Origin of the sequence: Paraburkholderia sp. A1RI-2L (assembly GCF_048957375.1) — a bacterium.
GTDB lineage: Bacteria > Pseudomonadota > Gammaproteobacteria > Burkholderiales > Burkholderiaceae > Paraburkholderia.
The window spans coordinates 677,021-694,173 of the sequence record NZ_JARBTA010000002.1; the positions used below are offsets into that span (position 1 = coordinate 677,021).

Consider the following 17,153-nt stretch of genomic DNA (forward strand, 5'->3'; position numbering starts at 1 on the left):
ATACGTAATTCCCCTTTCATTCCTCGAATTCATAAAATGCCTGAAAAGTCCGTCCAGCCAGCCTTTTATTACGGGTTTTCCCGCTATTTATCGCTTTTCCAGGCGTTAACCCGCATGTCAAAGCACGGCATTCGAACGCCTTTCAACTCATGCTAGGGTGATTACTCGATTACTCATAATTAAAGTTTGTTATTATGTTGATTCAGTATCCTTTATGGTTCAGCCATGACCATGCGAAACGCCACGCTGCGCCAGTTGAAAGTCTTCGAGACCGTGGCGCGCCACCTCAGTTTTTCGCGTGCCGCCGAGGAGCTTCATCTCACGCAACCGGCGGTTTCCACGCAGGTCAAGCAGCTCGAGGAGCACGCGGGCCTGCCGCTGTTCGAGCAGCTCGGCAAGAAGATCTATCTCACGCCTGCCGGCTCCGAAATGCTGCACTACAGCCGCGCGATCATTCAGCAGTTCCATGAAGTCGACGAGGCCATGAGCCAGCTGAAGGGCATCTCCGGCGGCAAGCTCAACGTGGCCGTGATCAGCGCGGGCGACTACTTCTTTCCTCGCCTGCTCGCCGAATTCACGCGCCGCTACAAGGGCGTGCAGCTCAATCTCTCGGTGCACAACCGCGAGCAATTGCTGCAGCAGCTTTCGACCAACCAGACCGATCTGGCGGTCATGGTGCGCCCGCCGCACACGACCGATGCCATCAACGAAGCCTTCGCCCCGCACCCCTACGTGATCGTGGCGGCGCCCTCGCACCCGCTGGCGAACAAGCGCAACATCAAGCTGAGCACACTCGCGAACGAAGCGTTCATCGTGCGCGAGCGCGGCTCGGATACGTGGAATTCGATGGAGGAAGGGTTTGCGGGCAAGATCACGAACCTGAAGATCGCAATGGAGATCCAGAGCACCGAGACGATCAAGCAGGCCGTGATCGCCGGCATGGGCATCGCGTTTCTCTCGGCGCACACGGTCAGCCTCGAATTGCAGGTCGGACACCTCACGGTGCTCGACGTCGAGGGCTTCCCGGTCATGCTCAACTGGTACCTCGTGCACCGCAAGAACAAGCGCCTGCCGCCGGTCGCGCTCGCCTTCAAGCGCTTCCTGCTGGAGGAAGGCAAACAGCTCATCGAAGACATCACCCGGGTGTCCGAGTCGTCACTGCATAAGTAAGACGTGATGGGTCAATGGGCATCCATCAGGCAAGCCTGATCGTTTGCTCCTTTCCCCCGAATTGTTGAACGGGTTGCCTCAGTGCAATCCGTGGTGCAGCCCCTGGCGCAGCCTGAGCGCGCCCTCGCGGCTGCGATTGCGTCTGCGGCGCGGCAAATCCTGCGAGGCGTGGTGCAGCGTGCGTGGCGTTTCGAACGGTGGTTCGCAGTCCGCCAGCCAGAGGTCGAGACTCGCGGGTTCGAGCGCGCAGCGGCCGCAAGCCGCCGCGAGCCAGGCACTGGGCACGCCTGCGAAGCGGGCTCGAGCAGGCGGTTTCGACGCGATCCGCGCGTCCGCGTCGGCCTGCTCACCGGCAGACGCACGCACGATGCCCGGACGCGGCGCAATCGGGCGGCGCGCGCCGCCCATGAGACGCACGCCGAATGCGGCGGCCAGCACGCAGGCGGCCACCAGCACGGAAAGCCCTAATTCAGCGGAGGCCAGAATGCGCACCGCCGCAAAGCCGTAGCCCAGTATCGCGAACAGAACGAACGCAATCGCATGCACCACACGATCGCCCGGCCGGAACGGCAAGCGGCGGCGCTCGTTCATGCCTGCGCCGCCGCTCATGCCAACACTTGCGCCATATGCGAACGCGCTCGCGGCCGCGCCAGCGAGCAGCGCGCCCAGCGTTGCCGTGACGTAAAGCGCAGCGCGCCCCGACGTGGACAGCGCCGGCATCATCAGGAAGCTGACAAGGCAGATGCCCATGGACACCGCGCCCACCACGCAGCCCGCCACTGCGGTGGCCCGCGCGCGCTTCGCGAGGTTGTGCCGCGCACCCAGCCATAAACCGGCAAGCACGCCGCATTCCGCAGCGCCCACCGCATCGGGCCGGTACGCAACCAGCGCCGCCAGCAAGCCCGGCGGCACCGTCAGTAGCAGTACGAACGATATGGCGAGCGCGGTGCGCACCCGTGGCGCCACCTCGCGCGCATGCTTGCAGCGCGGCTTCGCGCGCTCGGGCGCGCGCCGCGCCCATGCCGGCGCGAGCGCCGCCAATTGTGCAAATACACATGCAAGCCACGCGTACAGCAGGCTGCCGCCAAGCCATGCCACGTCGCCTGCCAGTTGCTCCGGCATCTCTCCTCCTCGCACGCGGCACTCATGCCGCGCACGTAATCCGTTCGCGCTTCGAATGCCTGCTTGCGGCGCGCCTTTCGTTGCGACCCAATCGTTCGTCTCGTCGCGCAATGCATCATGTCGTGCATCGCGCGACACGCGCGAGCGTTCTCCTGCTGGTCCCGGACTGGTTGTCCGGCTATGCCGCCGTTATCGCCTCGCGGCCCGCGTGCGCCGGATCCTGCGCGGCGCCGGCTTTCGCACCCAAGGCGTTCACCAGCGTGCCGATGCCTTCAATCGCGACCTCGACCGTCGCGCCATCGCCGATCGAGCCCACGCCCAACGATGTCCCGCACGCAATCACGTCGCCGGGTTCGAGCGTGAGGTCCTGCGAAATCAGGCTCACTTGCTGCGCGGGCGTGAACACCATGTCGTCGAGCGGATAGTTCTGCCGCTCCACGCCATCGAGCCGCGTCACGACGCGCGCGCTGCGCCAGTCGAAACCCGAAACGATCGCAGGCCCCAGGCAACAGAATGTATCGAAACCTTTAGCGCGGCACCATTGCGGGAAGTGCGGATTTTCCGCGAGCAGGCCCGCCGCGGTCACGTCGTTGACGATCGTGTAGCCGAAGATCGCGTCCTCTGCCTCGGCAAGACTCGCATTGCGGCAACGCTTGCCGATCACGATGCCCAGTTCGCCTTCGAAGACGATTTTTCCCGCATAGTGAGCGGGCCGGCGAATCGGCACGCCCGATCCGATCACCGACTCCTTCGGCTTGATCAGAAAGAGAGGATGCTCCGGAACCGGCTTTTCGAGCTTCAACGCAAGCGCATGAAAATTGTTCCAGAGCGCCACGACCTTGCCCGGCGTGCAGGGGGCGAGCGGCGTGAGCGTGCGCAGCGAGAGCACTGCGCCGGTGGGCACCGGTTGATCGAGCCCTTCGTATTCATGCAGATAACCGTCCTCTACGCGGCCGAACACGATACTGCCGTCGTTCGCCATCAAGCGCATCCATGTGTCCATGCTTCGCTCCATCGTTGCGTGGCGCGCGGCACGCTGGCGGCGCGCGGTCCGTCGGTTCAAAGATTCAGTCGTTCATGGGCACGGGCGCATCGTTGCGCCCGCATCGATCTTCGCGTGCTGCTTCACATACCGGCAGTTCAGATCGCGCCCGAAGCGCGCAGCGAACGGATATCCGCCTCGCTGTAGCCGAATTCGGCGAGCACTTCGTCCGTGTGCTCGCCCAGCAGCGGCGAGCGCGTGACCTCGGTGGCGCTGTCCGAGAGCTTGATCGGGTTGCCGACCGTGAGGTACTTGCCGCGCACCGGATGGTCGACCTCGACGATCGTGCCGGTTGCGCGCAGCGATTCGTCGGCGGCAATCTCCTTCATCGATAGAATCGGGCCGCACGGAATGTGCTGGCGATTGAGCACCGCCATCGCTTCGAACTTGGTGCGATGCATGGTCCAGCGCTCGATCTCGGCGAAGATCTCCTTGAGATGCGGCAGGCGTGCGCTGGCCGTGGCGTAAAGCGGATCGTCGATCCATTCCTCGCGGCCGATCAGCTTGCAGATGCGGTCCCACACGGGCGCCTGCGCGATGAAATAGATATACGCGTTCGGATCGGTCTCCCAGCCCTTGCATTTGAGAATCCAGCCCGGCTGGCCGCCGCCCGAGGCGTTGCCCGCGCGCGGCACGGCGTCGCCGAAGCTCTCGTTCGGGTACTGCGGGTACTCCTTCATGACGCCATCGCGATCGAGCCGCTGCTGGTCGCGCAACTTCACGCGGCACAGGTTGAGCACTCCGTCCTGCATGGCGGCCAGCACCTTCTGCCCGCGCCCGGTGTGAGTGCGTTGATACAGCGCCGTGACGATGCCGAGCGCGAGATGCAGGCCCGTGCCGCTGTCGCCGATCTGCGCGCCGGAGACGACCGGCGGGCCGTCGTCGAAGCCCGTGGTGGAGGCGGCGCCGCCCACGCACTGCGCGACGTTCTCGTAGACCTTGCAGTCCTCGTAGGGGCCCGGGCCGAAGCCCTTCACCGAAGCCACGATCATGCGCGGGTTGAGGGTCTGGATATGCTCCCAGCTGAAGCCCATGCGCTCCAGTGCGCCGGGCGCGAAATTCTCGACGAGCACGTCGCAATCGCGGATCATCCGCTCGAGCACGCGCTTGCCTTGCGGATTCTTCGTGTCGAGCGTGACCGAACGCTTGTTGCCGTTGAGCATCGTGAAGTACAGGCTGTCCGCGTCGGGGATGTCCCGCAGCTGCTCGCGCGTGATGTCGCCAGCGCCGGCGCGCTCTACCTTGATGACGTCGGCGCCGAACCATGCAAGCAATTGCGTGCAGGTCGGGCCCGATTGCACATGCGTGAAATCGAGAATGCGCACCCCATCCAGTGCCTTGCCCATGTCATGTCTCCCTTGGTTAGTCGTGGCCGGGCGAGTTTCGAAAAATCGGTGGACTGCGGGAGCGCCTGGGCGTCCGCAGTTGCTGCTTTGCTGCGTCCTTGTTCAATACAGTATGTGATATATCACAACGAAGCAAGAGGGGATTTTACCGCGTGCAAATGCAGGTTGAATCAGCCGAAGTCCTTACCTGGCAAGGCTTTGAAGGAATTTATGCAGTTTTGGCGTACAAGGAGCAAGGGAAAACCCCGAGTCGATAGTGCCGAGATATTTCAGATTCCGTGCGCGGGATTGGGCCTCCTGCCTTGATGCGCATAAAGTCTCGCCGGCAGGCCTCCTCGCCTTCCTCTCCCACGATGACCGGTGCCCAAGCAAAAAAAGGCGGGCGACCTTATGGTCGCCCGCCTTTTTCAAGTGAATGACTGCCCTGCTGCGCTCAGTCCAGAAAATCGCAATGCTTCTCGACGTAAGCCGCAAGATCGAGCGAATGCTGGCGCACGAGCCGCTCTGCAAGCTCGGTATCGCGCTTTTCGAGAGCCTCGATAATGCGCAGATGATCGACGATCGAGCGCGATGCCCGGTCGCTCTGCGAGATCGTCATGCGCCGGATAGCGCGCACGTGCACGAAGATGTTCTTGATCGTATCGAGGATCAACTGCGACTTCGAAAGCTCGACGATGGCCTGATGGAACGCGATGTTGGCGTCCGAATACTCGGCGATATGCTCGGCCGGCGTGCTGTCGCGGAAATTGTCGAACATGTGGCGCAGCTTCGCGATTTCCGCGTCCGTTGCGTGGATCGTCGCGAGGCGCGCCGCCATGCTTTCGAGCGCGGCCCACATCTGGATCATCTCGACGATCTCGCGCTTGCTCTTGCGCACGATATAGATGCCGCGACGCGGCACCATGCGCAGGAAGCCTTCTTGCTCCAGCAGCGTCATGGCCTCGCGCACCGGCGTGCGGCTCACGCCAAGCGTCTCGCTCAGCACGCGCTCGTCCAGCCGGATTTCTTCGCGTGTCTGGTAGATATCCGCGTCGGCGATGGCCTGGCGCAACATCGCGTAAGCCTGATCGCGCAGGCTCAGCGTGGCATTGATGGGCTGCAGCGCCAGCTTGAGCGACGCGGCTTCCCGGGTAGCGACTGCTTCAGTGTGTTCTGACGACATTCATTGCCTCTTTAACAACTCGCACGCCGACCAGCGGGCGGCGCTCCGCATGCAAGTCCAGCTTCGCGCGCGGCGCCACGCCGAGGCCGAGGCCGAGGCCGACAAAACGGCCATGCTCGGCCGCCTGCTCGATGGCCGCCCGCGGCAGCCATTTGGCGATCATAACCGTTGCCGCCGCGCCTAAGCCGACAACTGACAAACCGAAGACTGCGAGAGATATGAAATCCATTTGAAGCTCCACAAGATTGAATCATCGAATGACTCAATCATATGCTGCGGCGCCACAAAAATCAATATTTCGTATGTGGTATATCAGATACAAATATTCACTCTATTGTCTTTTCGCGGCACGTCTCTCCGAGTCCTCAGACCGCCAAAATCGTTCCGCATGAGAAAAGAGCCCATCCTGACGGAAACCGGCGCGCGCGACAAGGGGCGCGACGACGGACCGGGAACCAGGCGAAGCGGTTGCGAACATCGATTCTCTACCGTCGAGTACGACTTGTCCTACAAATCTTGTTGACAGTGCAAGCGTGCCCCCCGCACACTCGACCCATGCACACATTCGTCAACTTCATCCACGCGAACGCGATGAATCACCCGTGGCATATGCCCAAAGGCATGGCATGGGGAATGTGTGCGGACGAGCAATCCGGGTAGTCCAGTCTGTCGTACGCAAATCACAGCCCCGCCGGCATCGACGGGGCTGTTGTTTTGTGTGTGACTGTGTCCCGTCCGTCGGCTTCTCATCATGGAGAACACGATGGATTCCGCTTCGCAGCAGGCCGATCGGGAAGGCGCTTCTGGTGCTTTCCGTGCTTTCACTCCCTTCGCCGCCTTCGCGCACGATGAGGTGCTGCCAGCCCTGTCAATCCACTTTGCCGTGCCCGAGGCCAGCACATTCACATGGCGCGTGCGCGCGGACGGGACACTGCACGTCCGCGGCGCGCGTATCTGGCTCACGCGCGCACGCTCGCCTTACGACTATTGGCTGAATCCGGGCGAAACGCTGCGGGTCTATCGCGGCGAACGCCTCTGGCTTAGCGTAGACGCCGGAAACTCCGCCGCACCAAGCGCCGCTGCGCCGGGCGCCGCCGCGCCGGGCGCCGCTGCGTGCGTGACGCTCACGAGCGCATGGCGGCCGCCGTTTGCAACGGTGCGGAGCGCCGCCGGGCGTTGCGTCAACTGGTTCGCATTGCTCACGGCACGCCGTCTTGCCCGTTAGCGGCCTCGACAAGTCCGGCGGGCGCCGGCGCCCGCCGCAGTATGGGTGGACGCCGCATCGAGCCCGCCGCAGCCACCATGAAAAAAGGCCGGACGCGCCGCCCATGCAGCGCTCCCGACCTTCATCAAGCACCGTGACGCGTCAGAACTTGTGCCGCAGGCCCAGATTGAACATGGTCTGCGTCGCCGTGCCGTTATAGCCGTACGAGCCAATCGACGCCTCGGCTGGCATCGAGCCGCCCAGGCCGTCGCCCTGGTCGCCGCTTGCGTGCTGCCAGCCCGCCGTCATGTAGATGTCGGTGCGCTTAGAAAGGCTGTAATCCGCGCCGATCGACACCTGGTGGTAATTCGCGTTCGTGTCGCCATTGGCATGCGTATAGGCATAGCCGAGGCCGAGCAGGAGCACCGGTGTCAGGTGATAGTTCATGAAGCCCTGCCCCGTGTTGTACTTCTCGGTGCCGTGGAATACCGAGCTGCCGTCCGGCGCGTATTGCGCGTTGCTGTAGCCGAGCCCGAAGGTGAATTGGCCGAGCGAGTATTGCGCCGCCGCGCGTGCAATGGAAAGCGAGTGAGCGCTCACATAGCCGCGGTTGATGGAACTGTCGAAGGTGCCGTCCGAGGTGCTGCTCCATCCGGTGGTCCGGATGCCGCTGCCCGCCTGGCTGTTGGCCGCGTAGAAGTAGCCACCCGCGAGCGAGACAGGTCCGCGGTTGTACGCCACCGCCGCCGAATACGATTGTTCGGCCCCGGTCGAGCCGGCGATGCCGCCGAACGAATACATGGCGGCGGCCTGCAGGCCGTTCCAGACTGGCGTGGTGTATTTGACGGCGTTGTTGACGCGGAAGCTGTTGTCATAGTTGTCAACGTCGCCGGGCGTCGCGAATACGGAACCCAGGTAGTTGTCCTCGGTGATGCCCTGAACAAGGTCGATCACCGGGTCATATTGGCGTCCGAGCGTGAGCGAGCCGTACTGCGCTGCCGTCAGGCCCACGTATGCCTGGCGGCCGAACAGGCGGCCGCCCTGGCCCAACGCCCCCGTCGACGGATTAAAGCCGCTCTCCAACTGAAAGATGGCTTTGAGGCCGCCGCCGAGATCCTCGGCGCCCTTGAGGCCCCAGCGCGAACCCGACAGATTGCCGTAGCTGCTGTTGCCGAGCGCCCAGAGATTCTTGTTGCCGTTGGCGTGATTGACGTAGGTAATGGACGTGTCGAGGGTGCCGTACAGCGTCACGCTGGTCTGCGCATGCGCGACGCCGGCGGCGCCGAGCGCGACGAACGAAAGCGAAGTCAGGGCGAGTCGTTTCACGTCTTTCTCCTGTCGGCCTGAGTATGTGCTGAAGCACTCACTCAGGCCCCATGCAACGCCGACGCAGTCGAACTTCCGCAGTCAAACAGCAGGTGACCGAATCAGACTACCTCCACCGACACCCGAAGTAAAAGAATTAAAAAGCGTGTCTCGAATTGGTCACAGTGGTTTCAGAAAGGACCCAATCCGGCCGTAAACATCATTGGGTTGCGGACGATACAATGCCCCGCTCCGCTCTTTGGGTTATCCGGCCCTTTGAGGCTTCCCTCGATGTTTCTCGGGCACAGGGTCAACCATCAGGTCACTCCGCGCGTTTGTATTTTTACCAGTCATTTACCAAACGTTTACGTTTTGGCTCGCCGTAAAGGCCAGCCCCACGGCCCCTTGCGCTGCCTGCCGCGGCAACGCGCAACCGCCGGACCCATCGACAAACACTATGCGATGCCGCCCTGAAGACGCCAACCACGGCGCCCGCGCGGCATCGGAGAATCGCCAGGTCAACCCATGTTTGGATCGCCCCCTTCGCGCATTGCGCGCCCCGCCGCCGTGGCGTTGCGCCGCCGCGCCCGCGCGTTGCGCCTGCAGCGCTTCGTGGCGCCAGCCTTCGCCATCGGCATCTGCGCGCTGCTGCTGCTGGTGTTTCAGCACCTCTCGCAGTCCGTCGACTACCGCTCGGTCATTCGCCAGCTCTGGCACCTGAGCCCGGCGCAATGGACCGGCGCGCTCGGCGCCACCGCCATCAGCTTCGTCGCGCTCGTGGGCCGCGACGCGGTCGGCCTGCGCTACCTCGGCGCGCGCGCCTCGCGCGGTGCGCTGTGGGTAGGCGCCATCGCCGGCTCGGCGCTCGGCAACGTAACGGGCTTCGGCGCGCTCACGGGCGGCGCCGTGCGCTGCCGCGTCTACGGCGGCGCGGGCGTCACGGCGGCGCAAGTCGGCCGCATGACGGTGTTCACGAGCGTCACGCTCGCGCTCGCCCTCGCGCTCATGAGCGCGCTCGGCATGGTCGGCGCCGCCGACACGCTCACGGGCCTGCTGCACCTCTCGCCCGAAGCGCTGCGCTGGATCGGCGGCGTGGTGCTCGCGCTCGGCGCGGGGCTCATCGCGGCCTGCCCCAGCGAGGCGCGCGAAGCCGCGCCGTTCAAGCGCGCCTGGCTGCGCTTCACCGTCCCCGCGCGGCGCGACCTCGTCGCACAATTGCTGCTCGCAGCGCTCGACGTGCTCGGCGCGGGCCTCGCGCTGTGGTCGGTGATGCCGCACGCACATATCGGCTTTGCCGACTTCCTCACCGTCTACAGCGTCGCCATGCTGCTCGGCCTGATCGGCCACACGCCCGGCGGCATCGGCGTGTTCGAGGCGGCGATGGTGTTCGCACTCGGCGAGAGCGTGCCGGGCCCCAAAGTGTTCGCTGCCTTGCTCGCCTATCGCGCGATCTATTTCGGCGCGCCGCTCGCGCTCTCGGCTGCGCTGCTCGCCGCGTTCGAAGGCCGCGCGCTCAAGAATCCGCTCAACACGGACTTCGCGAGGCGCGGCGTCCATGGCGTCTCGCAGCTCGCCCCGCTGTTCCTCGCCATCGTCACCTTCGTGACCGGCAGCATGCTCGTGATCTCGGGCGCCACGCCCGCGTTCACCAAGCGCATAGAACTCCTGCAGAATTTCATCCCGCTCTGGGTGCTCGAAAGCTCGCAACTGCTCGGCAGCCTGTTCGGCGTGCTGCTGCTGTTCGTCGCGCGCGGCCTGCTGCGCCGACTCGACGCCGCCTGGTGGCTCGCTCTCATGCTCGCGGTGGCCAACCTCGCGCTCTCGCTCACCAAGGGCCTCGCGTTCGTCGAAGCCGGCGTGCTGTGCGTGCTGATCGCGCTGTTGCTCACCACGCGCCGCCGCTTCAACCGTCATTCGTCGCTGTTCGCCGAACCCTTCACACCCGCCTGGCTCGCCTCGGTGGGCTGCGTGATCGCGCTCGCCGTGTGGGTGCTGTTCTTCGCCTTCCGCGATGTCGAGTATTCGCAGCATCTCTGGTGGCAATTCGCGTTCGACGAACGCGCGCCGCGCGCGCTGCGCGCGACGCTCGGCGCGGGCGTGTTCGCAGCGGCGCTCGCGTCGTGGCAACTGCTGCGTCCGGCCGCAGGCCGCTTCGTGATTCCCGCGAGCGAGGATCTGGCCGAAGCCGCGCGCATCGTGCGCGCGCAGGAACGCAGCGACGCAGGCCTCGCGCTCATGGGCGACAAGAGCTTCCTGTTCTCGTCCTCGCGCAACGCGTTCCTCATGTATGCGAAGCGCGGGCGCACGTGGGCCGCGCTGCACGATCCGGTGGGCCCGCGCAATGAATGGCCCGCGCTGATTCGCGAGTTCGTCTCGCTCGCACACGCGCACGGCGGCCGCGCCGCGTTCTATCAGGTTCGCGCCGACGCCCTGCCGCTCTATCTCGACGCCGGCCTCACGCTGATGAAGCTCGGCGAGGAAGCGCGCGTGATGCTCCAGGAGTTCGATCTCAAGGGACCGCAGCGCGCCCATCTGCGCTATGCGCTCAAGCGCGGCGAACGCGACGGCTTTACGTTCGAGCACATCGATCCTGCGCGCATGAGCGACAGCCTGCCGGTGCTGCGCGCGATCTCCGACGCGTGGCTCGAGGAGCGCGACGTGCGCGAGAAGAGCTTCTCGGTGGCCGCCTTCGACGACGACTACCTCGCCGCGCAACACGTGCTGCTGGTGCGCCAGAACGGCGCGCCGCTCGCTTTCGTGACCTTCATGACGACTGACCTCAACACCGATGCGACGGTCGGCGTCATGCGCCATCTGCCGGGCGCGTCGCCTTACGCGATGGAGTATCTGTTCACGCAACTTTCGCTGCATCTGAAGGGCGCCGGCTATCAATCGCTGTCGCTCGGCATGGCGCCGCTCGCCGGCATGGGGCCGACGCCGCTCGCTTCGTCGTGGCACCGCCTCGCCGGGCTGATCTGGCGCTTCGGCGGCAAGTTCTACAACTTCCGGGGGCTGCGCGGCTTCAAGAACAAGTTCGCGCCGCGCTGGGAACCGCGTTATCTGGCTGCATCGGGCTCGATCAGCGTGTTCATCACCCTCGCGGATCTTTCGTTGCTGGCAGGAGGCTGGCGCTCATGAATTTTCGTACTTTCTCGCTGCCGCGCCTCGCGGGCGCTGCGGCGGGCGCCGCCGTGCTCGCGCTCTGCGCGGTTCAGGTCAACGCAACCGAAACAGGCGCGCCGTCACACCCCGTGCCCGCACGCGTCTCGGGCGGCCGCTACGGCGATGTCGCCGTGACCAAACCCACCGGCGCGATGCGCGGCTTTGCCGTGCTGTTCTCGGCGGGCAAGCACTGGAGCGCCGCCGACCAGACGCGCGCCGACGCCCTCGCGCAACACGGCGCGCTGGTCGTGGGCGTGGATACGGAGCGCTACGCAAGCAATCTCGCGGCGGTGAAGAACGAGACCTGCCACAAGCTCTATGGCGACGCCGAAGCGCTCAGTCATCAACTCGAACGCCAGCAGGCATCGAACCAGTACTTCGCGCCGATCGCGATCGGCAGCGGCCAGGGCGCGCTCGTCGCGCAACGCATGCTCTCGCAAGCACCCGCGAACACGATGGCGGGCGCGGTGTCGCTCGATCCCGCCGCGCAACTCGACGCACGCTTCGCGCCCTGCCCCGCCGACGCCACGCTGTCGCGCGGCAAGGGCCTGCCCGGCTTCTTCGAGCAAGGCGCAACGACCGTTGCGAATGCAACCAAATCGCCCACAGAGACTGGCGCCACTCACCCGGCGCCGCACGCATTTGCCGCGAACCTCTCCGATGCCGACAAGCTCGTCGCGCTCACCGCACCGCATCTGCGCGTGCAGACGGAGAGCGAGGAAGACGTGTCGGATCTGCCGCTCGTCGAGCTGCCCGCCGCGCATCCGACCGACATGCTCGCAGTCGTGATTTCCGGCGACGGCGGCTGGCGCGATCTCGACAAAACCATCGCGGAAGCCCTGCAAAAACAGGGTATTTCGGTGATCGGCTGGGACGCGCTGCGTTACTTCTGGAGCGAGAAGAGCCCCGCACAAACGAGCCATGACCTCGCGCGCGTGCTCAACACCTACGCCGCGCGCTGGCATGCGAAGCACATCGCGCTGGTGGGCTATTCGTTCGGCGCGGACGTGATGCCGTTCGCCTACAACCGCCTGCCAGATGCGCTGCGCGCGAAGGTCTCATACATGTCGCTGCTCGGCTTCGCGCCCGACGCCGATTTCCAGATCCGCGTGACGGGCTGGCTCGGCATGCCCGCGAGCGAGAAGGCGCTGCAGGTGCGCCCGGAACTCGCGAAGGTGCCGCCCGCGATCGTGCAATGCGTCTATGGCGCCGATGAAAAAGACACGTTGTGCCCGGCGCTCGCGAACACCGGTATCGAGCTTGTGAAGACGGGGGGCAGCCATCACTTCGATGGCGACTACAACGCCCTCGCGGCGAAGATCATCGCGGGGTGGAAGAAGGAGATTGCGGCGCGCGGGTGAGCTGCTCGCCCGCTCAAAGGCCTCAAACCTTTCACTCGCATCCGAATGAAAGGCTTTAGAAAAATTCTTCTTTCATTACAAAAAACTTTCATCTATAACGGCATCACATGTCGCGATCTCCACTATCTCGCACATGACTCAGCCCGCCAGGCCTTGTCCTGCGGGCTTTTTTTTGCTTTTTCGGCATCGATTTAAAGCTTCCAAAAAGCCTGCTCATCAATGTCCCACGTTAGTGGAAACACTGAGACTGCTTTCTCTTGACTCCGTTGATATATCACATATTGTGTAAACGACTGTCAGCAAAACGACAGGATACAAGGCCGCAACCAGGCGCAAAAACGGCCTCGCGGAACATCAATAAGGAGACACTGATGGAGCATCGGCAAGGAGGGGCGTCGCGCTTTGCGTCGCCATGGGTTCAGCTCGTGTTCGGCGTAATCTGCATGGCGATGATCGCCAACATGCAGTACGGCTGGACGCTGTTCGTCAATCCGATCAACGAGAAGTACCACTGGGGACGCGCGGCGATTCAGGTCGCGTTCACGATCTTCGTCGTCACCGAAACCTGGCTCGTGCCGGTCGAAGGCTGGCTCGTCGACAAGTATGGCCCGCGCCCCGTGGTGGTCGGCGGCGGGCTGCTGTGCGCAATCGCCTGGGTGCTCAACTCGTTCGCCTCGTCGCTGCCCTTGCTCTATGTCGCGGCGGCCGTGGGCGGGCTTGGTGCGGGGGCCGTGTACGGCACTTGCGTCGGCAATGCGCTCAAGTGGTTCCCCAACCGGCGGGGGCTCGCGGCCGGCATCACGGCGGCGGGCTTCGGCGCAGGATCGGCGGCCACCGTCGTGCCCATCGCCAACATGATCAAGAGCAGCGGCTATGAGGCGACGTTCCTCTGGTTCGGTCTCGGTCAAGGGATCGTCGTGCTCGTGCTCGGCCTCGCGCTCGCGGCGCCGGCTTCGCATGGCGTCGCCGCCGCGAAGCGCGCCATCGGCGAAGCCGCGAAACACGCCGCGCAAGGCGTGAGCGCCGTCTACAACGCGAGCCCGCGCGAGGTGATCGCCTCGCCCATCTTCTGGGTGATGTACGCGATGTTCGTGATGATGGCCGCCGGCGGACTGATGGCGACCGCGCAGCTCGGCCCGATCGCGAAGGACTTCGGCCTGCACGACGCGCCGGTCTCGCTGCTCGGCCTCACGCTGCCCGCGCTCACCTTCGCGCTCACCATCGACCGTGTGCTCAACGGCCTCACGCGGCCGTTCTTCGGCTGGGTCTCGGACCGCATCGGCCGCGAGAACACGATGTTCGTCGCGTTCGCCGTGGAGGCCGTCGGCATCGTGCTGCTCTCGCGCTACGGGCACAGCCCGGTTGCCTTCGTCGTGCTCACGGGTATCGTGTTCTTCGCGTGGGGCGAGATCTACAGTCTCTTCCCCGCCACCTGCGGCGACACCTTCGGCCCGAAGTTCGCGGCGACCAACGCCGGTCTGCTCTACACCGCGAAAGGCACCGCTGCGCTGCTCGTGCCGTTCTCCAGCGTGATCACCGCGGCTACCGGAAGCTGGCACGCCGTGTTCATGCTCGCCTCGGGCATGGCGGCGCTCTCCGCACTGCTGGCCGTGTTCGTGCTCAAGCCGCTGCGCAACGCGCATCGCCAGAAGCATGCTGATCCGGCAGTCGGGTTTTCGTATCGCAACTCGCTCGTGCAGGAATGAGTGGCTGCGCAACGTGAGCGGGAGTGAGACGCCGCAATTTGCAGGCATCGCTTGACTTCAGGCAGATTCTGGATAGCCATAACGCCACGCGTCATATGATGCGTGGCGTTATGCTTTGGCATGGCGATCTAAAACTTTGAAGACCGCGAAACTGCACTCATCTGGACTGGCGAGATCGAGGCGGCTGCCTGCTGAAATGCAGCAGATCGCACGCCGCAAGCTGCGCATGCTTCATGCGGCGCATGATCTTGCGGATTTGCGCATCCCGCCAGCGAACAGGCTTGAGCTGTTGAAGGGTGACCGAGCCGGACAGGACAGTATCCGCATCAACGATCAATGGCGCGTGTGCTTTCGTTGGCGCAATGGAAACGCATACGACGTCGAAATCGTCGACTACCATTAACCGAGGCGCAGACTATGAAAAAACTCGCGAACGTGCATCCCGGCGTCGTCCTCCAGGAAGAGTTTCTGACGCCCATGGGAATGAGCCAGAACGCAGTGGCCCGCGCCATGAGCGTTCCACCGCGCCGCATTAACGAGATCGTGCATGGTGAGCGCAGCGTCACTGCCGACACGGCGCTGCGGCTGTCCTTCGTTTTTGGCACGACGCCGCAGTTCTGGATGAGCTTGCAGACAGACTACGATCTCGAAGAAGCCGCGAAGCACGTGAAACTGACCGATTTGCAGCGTCTGGCAGCGTGAGCAGCCGTGTCCGCACGACAACGGCTCAACGGCTAGACGAAAGAAAACGCACGAAAAAACGCCGGCGATCTGAGTAGACGCCGGCGTTTTCCATGATGCTGCATGCCTTCGCAGGCAAATTTACGCAACCGCTTCTTCTTCCTGCTCCACCGACGAACGGATCAGATAATCGAACGCACTCAGCGAGGCCTTCGCGCCCTCGCCCACGGCGATCACGATCTGCTTGAACGGCACCGTCGTCACGTCGCCGGCGGCGAATACTCCCGGCACCGAGGTCTGGCCCTTCGCGTCCACTTCGATCTCGCCATGCTTCGAAAGCGCCACCGTGCCCTTGAGGAATTCGGTGTTCGGCACGAGGCCGATCTGCACGAACACGCCTTCGAGTTCGACGCGATGCTTCTCGCCCGTGTTGCGGTCGAGATACGCGAGGCCGGTGACCTTCTGGCCATCGCCGCTAACCTCCGTGGTCTGCGCATTCACGTGCACGGTGACGTTCGGCAGGCTGCGCAGCTTGCGTTGCAGCACCTCGTCCGCACGCAGTTGTGCGCCGAATTCGAGCAGCGTCACATGGCTCACGATGCCCGCGAGGTCGATGGCCGCCTCGACGCCCGAATTGCCGCCGCCGATCACGGCCACGCGCTTGCCCTTGAAGAGCGGGCCGTCGCAGTGCGGGCAGTACGCCACGCCCTTGTTCTTGTACTCCTGCTCGCCGGGCACATCCACATTGCGCCAGCGCGCGCCCGTGGCGAGTACTACGCTCTTCGCACGCAGCGTCGCGCCGCTCGCGGTGCGCACTTCAAAGCCGTTGCCGACGGCGGTGAGCGCTTCGGCGCGCTGCAGGTTCATGATGTCGACGTCGTAGGCGCGCACGTGCTGCTCGAGCGCCACGGCGAACTTCGGCCCGTCGGTTTCCTGCACCGAGACGAAGTTCTCGATCGACATCGTGTCGAGCACCTGGCCGCCGAAGCGTTCGGCCAGCACGCCGGTGCGAATGCCCTTGCGCGCCGCGTAAATCGCGGCCGCTGCGCCAGCGGGGCCGCCGCCGACGATGAGCATGTCGAAGATATCTTTCTGGTTGAGCTTTTCTGCTGCACGCGCCGAGGCGCCAGTGTCGAGCTTCGCGAGAATCTCCTCGACGCCCATGCGGCCCTGGCCAAACACTTCGCCGTTCAGGTAGATGGTCGGCACGGCCATGATCTTGCGCTGCTCGACTTCGTCCTGGAACAGTGCGCCGTCGATCGTGGCGATCTGCACGTTCGGGTTGAGCGCGGCCATCGCGTTGATCGACTGCACGACTTCCGGGCAGTTCTGGCACGACAGCGACATATAGACTTCGAACGAGAACGCGCCGTCGAGCGCCTTCACCTGTTCGATCGTTTCGTTCTCGAGCTTGACCGGGTGGCCGCCCACCTGGAGCAGCGCCAGCACGAGCGACGTGAATTCATGGCCCATCGGAATGCCCGCGAACGTCACCTTGACGTCGGAGTTCGCGCGCTTGATCTCGAACGAAGGGGTACGCGCGTCGCCAATTGTGGCGCCACGGCGCTCTTCGTACGCGATGCGATCCGAAAGCGATGCGATGTCCTGCAGCAGTTGCTGCAGCTCTTGCGACTTCTCGCCGTCATCCAGGTACGCAACGATCTCGATCGACTGCGTGACTTTTTCGAGGTAGTTTTTGAGTTGATCTTTGAGGTTGGCGTCGAGCATGGCGTTTTTTTTCTGCTGGAGAAGAAGCGTTGGAATGCTAACTAATGCCTGGCGATAACAAAGCCTTTTGAGCTTTGCAGCAAGGCTTCCGGGCCGCAAGCCACGAGGGTGCGGCCCGGTTGTACAGCTCAGTGCGATTTTCAGCGTCATGCGGTCAGGGCGAC

General features: G+C 64.1%; 14 protein-coding genes. 7 read left to right on the forward strand and 7 right to left on the reverse strand.

The genetic code is table 11. From position 1 onward, the window contains the following. Window positions 1-225 precede the first annotated feature (225 nt). On the forward strand, window positions 226-1,170 hold the full coding sequence (locus tag PWP93_RS17935) for a LysR family transcriptional regulator (protein ID WP_421045365.1): 945 nt from the start codon (window positions 226-228) through the stop codon (window positions 1,168-1,170). 78 nt (window positions 1,171-1,248) lie between these two features. On the opposite strand, the gene PWP93_RS17940 is transcribed toward PWP93_RS17935, so the two are convergent. From PWP93_RS17940 to PWP93_RS17960, 5 genes are all read right to left on the reverse strand, one after another. Beyond that, window positions 1,249-2,292: a hypothetical protein gene (locus PWP93_RS17940; protein WP_421045366.1), complete on the reverse strand. Its 1,044-nt coding sequence runs from the start codon at window positions 2,290-2,292 to the stop codon at window positions 1,249-1,251. 178 nt (window positions 2,293-2,470) lie between these two features. Then, window positions 2,471-3,295, reverse strand: coding sequence for a fumarylacetoacetate hydrolase family protein (locus PWP93_RS17945; protein WP_421045367.1), 825 nt, complete (start codon window positions 3,293-3,295; stop codon window positions 2,471-2,473). A gap of 137 nt (window positions 3,296-3,432) precedes the next feature. Further along, the gene (gene frc / locus PWP93_RS17950; RefSeq protein ID WP_421026172.1) at window positions 3,433-4,680 is read right to left on the reverse strand and encodes a formyl-CoA transferase; all 1,248 of its coding nucleotides are present in this window, start codon (window positions 4,678-4,680) and stop codon (window positions 3,433-3,435) included. 433 nt (window positions 4,681-5,113) lie between these two features. After that, window positions 5,114-5,842 (reverse strand): GntR family transcriptional regulator, encoded by a 729-nt coding sequence (locus PWP93_RS17955; RefSeq protein WP_421026173.1) that lies wholly within the window; start codon window positions 5,840-5,842, stop codon window positions 5,114-5,116. Then, on the reverse strand, window positions 5,823-6,071 hold the full coding sequence (locus PWP93_RS17960) for a hypothetical protein (RefSeq protein WP_421045368.1): 249 nt from the start codon (window positions 6,069-6,071) through the stop codon (window positions 5,823-5,825). The genes PWP93_RS17955 and PWP93_RS17960 overlap by 20 nt, the downstream gene beginning before the upstream one ends. 534 nt (window positions 6,072-6,605) lie before the next feature. Between PWP93_RS17960 and PWP93_RS17965 the strand changes: the two genes are divergently transcribed. Next, window positions 6,606-7,067, forward strand: coding sequence for a DUF2917 domain-containing protein (locus tag PWP93_RS17965; RefSeq protein ID WP_421045369.1), 462 nt, complete (start codon window positions 6,606-6,608; stop codon window positions 7,065-7,067). A gap of 141 nt (window positions 7,068-7,208) precedes the next feature. Here the strand turns inward: PWP93_RS17965 and PWP93_RS17970 are convergent, their stop codons facing one another. Next, entirely contained in the window at window positions 7,209-8,372 is a 1,164-nt protein-coding gene (locus PWP93_RS17970) for a porin (RefSeq protein ID WP_421026176.1), read from the reverse strand. 504 nt (window positions 8,373-8,876) lie between these two features. Between PWP93_RS17970 and mprF the strand changes: the two genes are divergently transcribed. From mprF to PWP93_RS17995, 5 genes are all read left to right on the forward strand, one after another. Then, entirely contained in the window at window positions 8,877-11,489 is a 2,613-nt protein-coding gene (mprF, locus tag PWP93_RS17975; protein ID WP_421045370.1) for a bifunctional lysylphosphatidylglycerol flippase/synthetase MprF, read from the forward strand. Next, a complete protein-coding gene (locus PWP93_RS17980) occupies window positions 11,486-12,874 on the forward strand; it encodes a virulence factor family protein (protein ID WP_421045371.1) in 1,389 nt (462 codons plus the stop codon). The genes mprF and PWP93_RS17980 overlap by 4 nt, the downstream gene beginning before the upstream one ends. A gap of 371 nt (window positions 12,875-13,245) precedes the next feature. Beyond that, a complete protein-coding gene (oxlT, locus tag PWP93_RS17985) occupies window positions 13,246-14,580 on the forward strand; it encodes an oxalate/formate MFS antiporter (protein WP_421045372.1) in 1,335 nt (444 codons plus the stop codon). 196 nt (window positions 14,581-14,776) lie between these two features. After that, on the forward strand, window positions 14,777-14,983 hold the full coding sequence (locus PWP93_RS17990) for a type II toxin-antitoxin system RelE/ParE family toxin (protein WP_421046109.1): 207 nt from the start codon (window positions 14,777-14,779) through the stop codon (window positions 14,981-14,983). A 14-nt stretch (window positions 14,984-14,997) separates the two neighbouring features. Beyond that, window positions 14,998-15,282, forward strand: a complete 285-nt coding sequence (locus PWP93_RS17995) for a HigA family addiction module antitoxin (RefSeq protein WP_421026181.1) — start codon at window positions 14,998-15,000, stop codon at window positions 15,280-15,282. Between the two features lie 120 nt (window positions 15,283-15,402). Here PWP93_RS17995 and ahpF read toward each other — a convergent pair whose 3' ends face one another. Continuing rightward, window positions 15,403-16,989 (reverse strand): alkyl hydroperoxide reductase subunit F, encoded by a 1,587-nt coding sequence (ahpF, locus tag PWP93_RS18000; RefSeq protein ID WP_421045373.1) that lies wholly within the window; start codon window positions 16,987-16,989, stop codon window positions 15,403-15,405. Window positions 16,990-17,153: the final 164 nt, after the last annotated feature.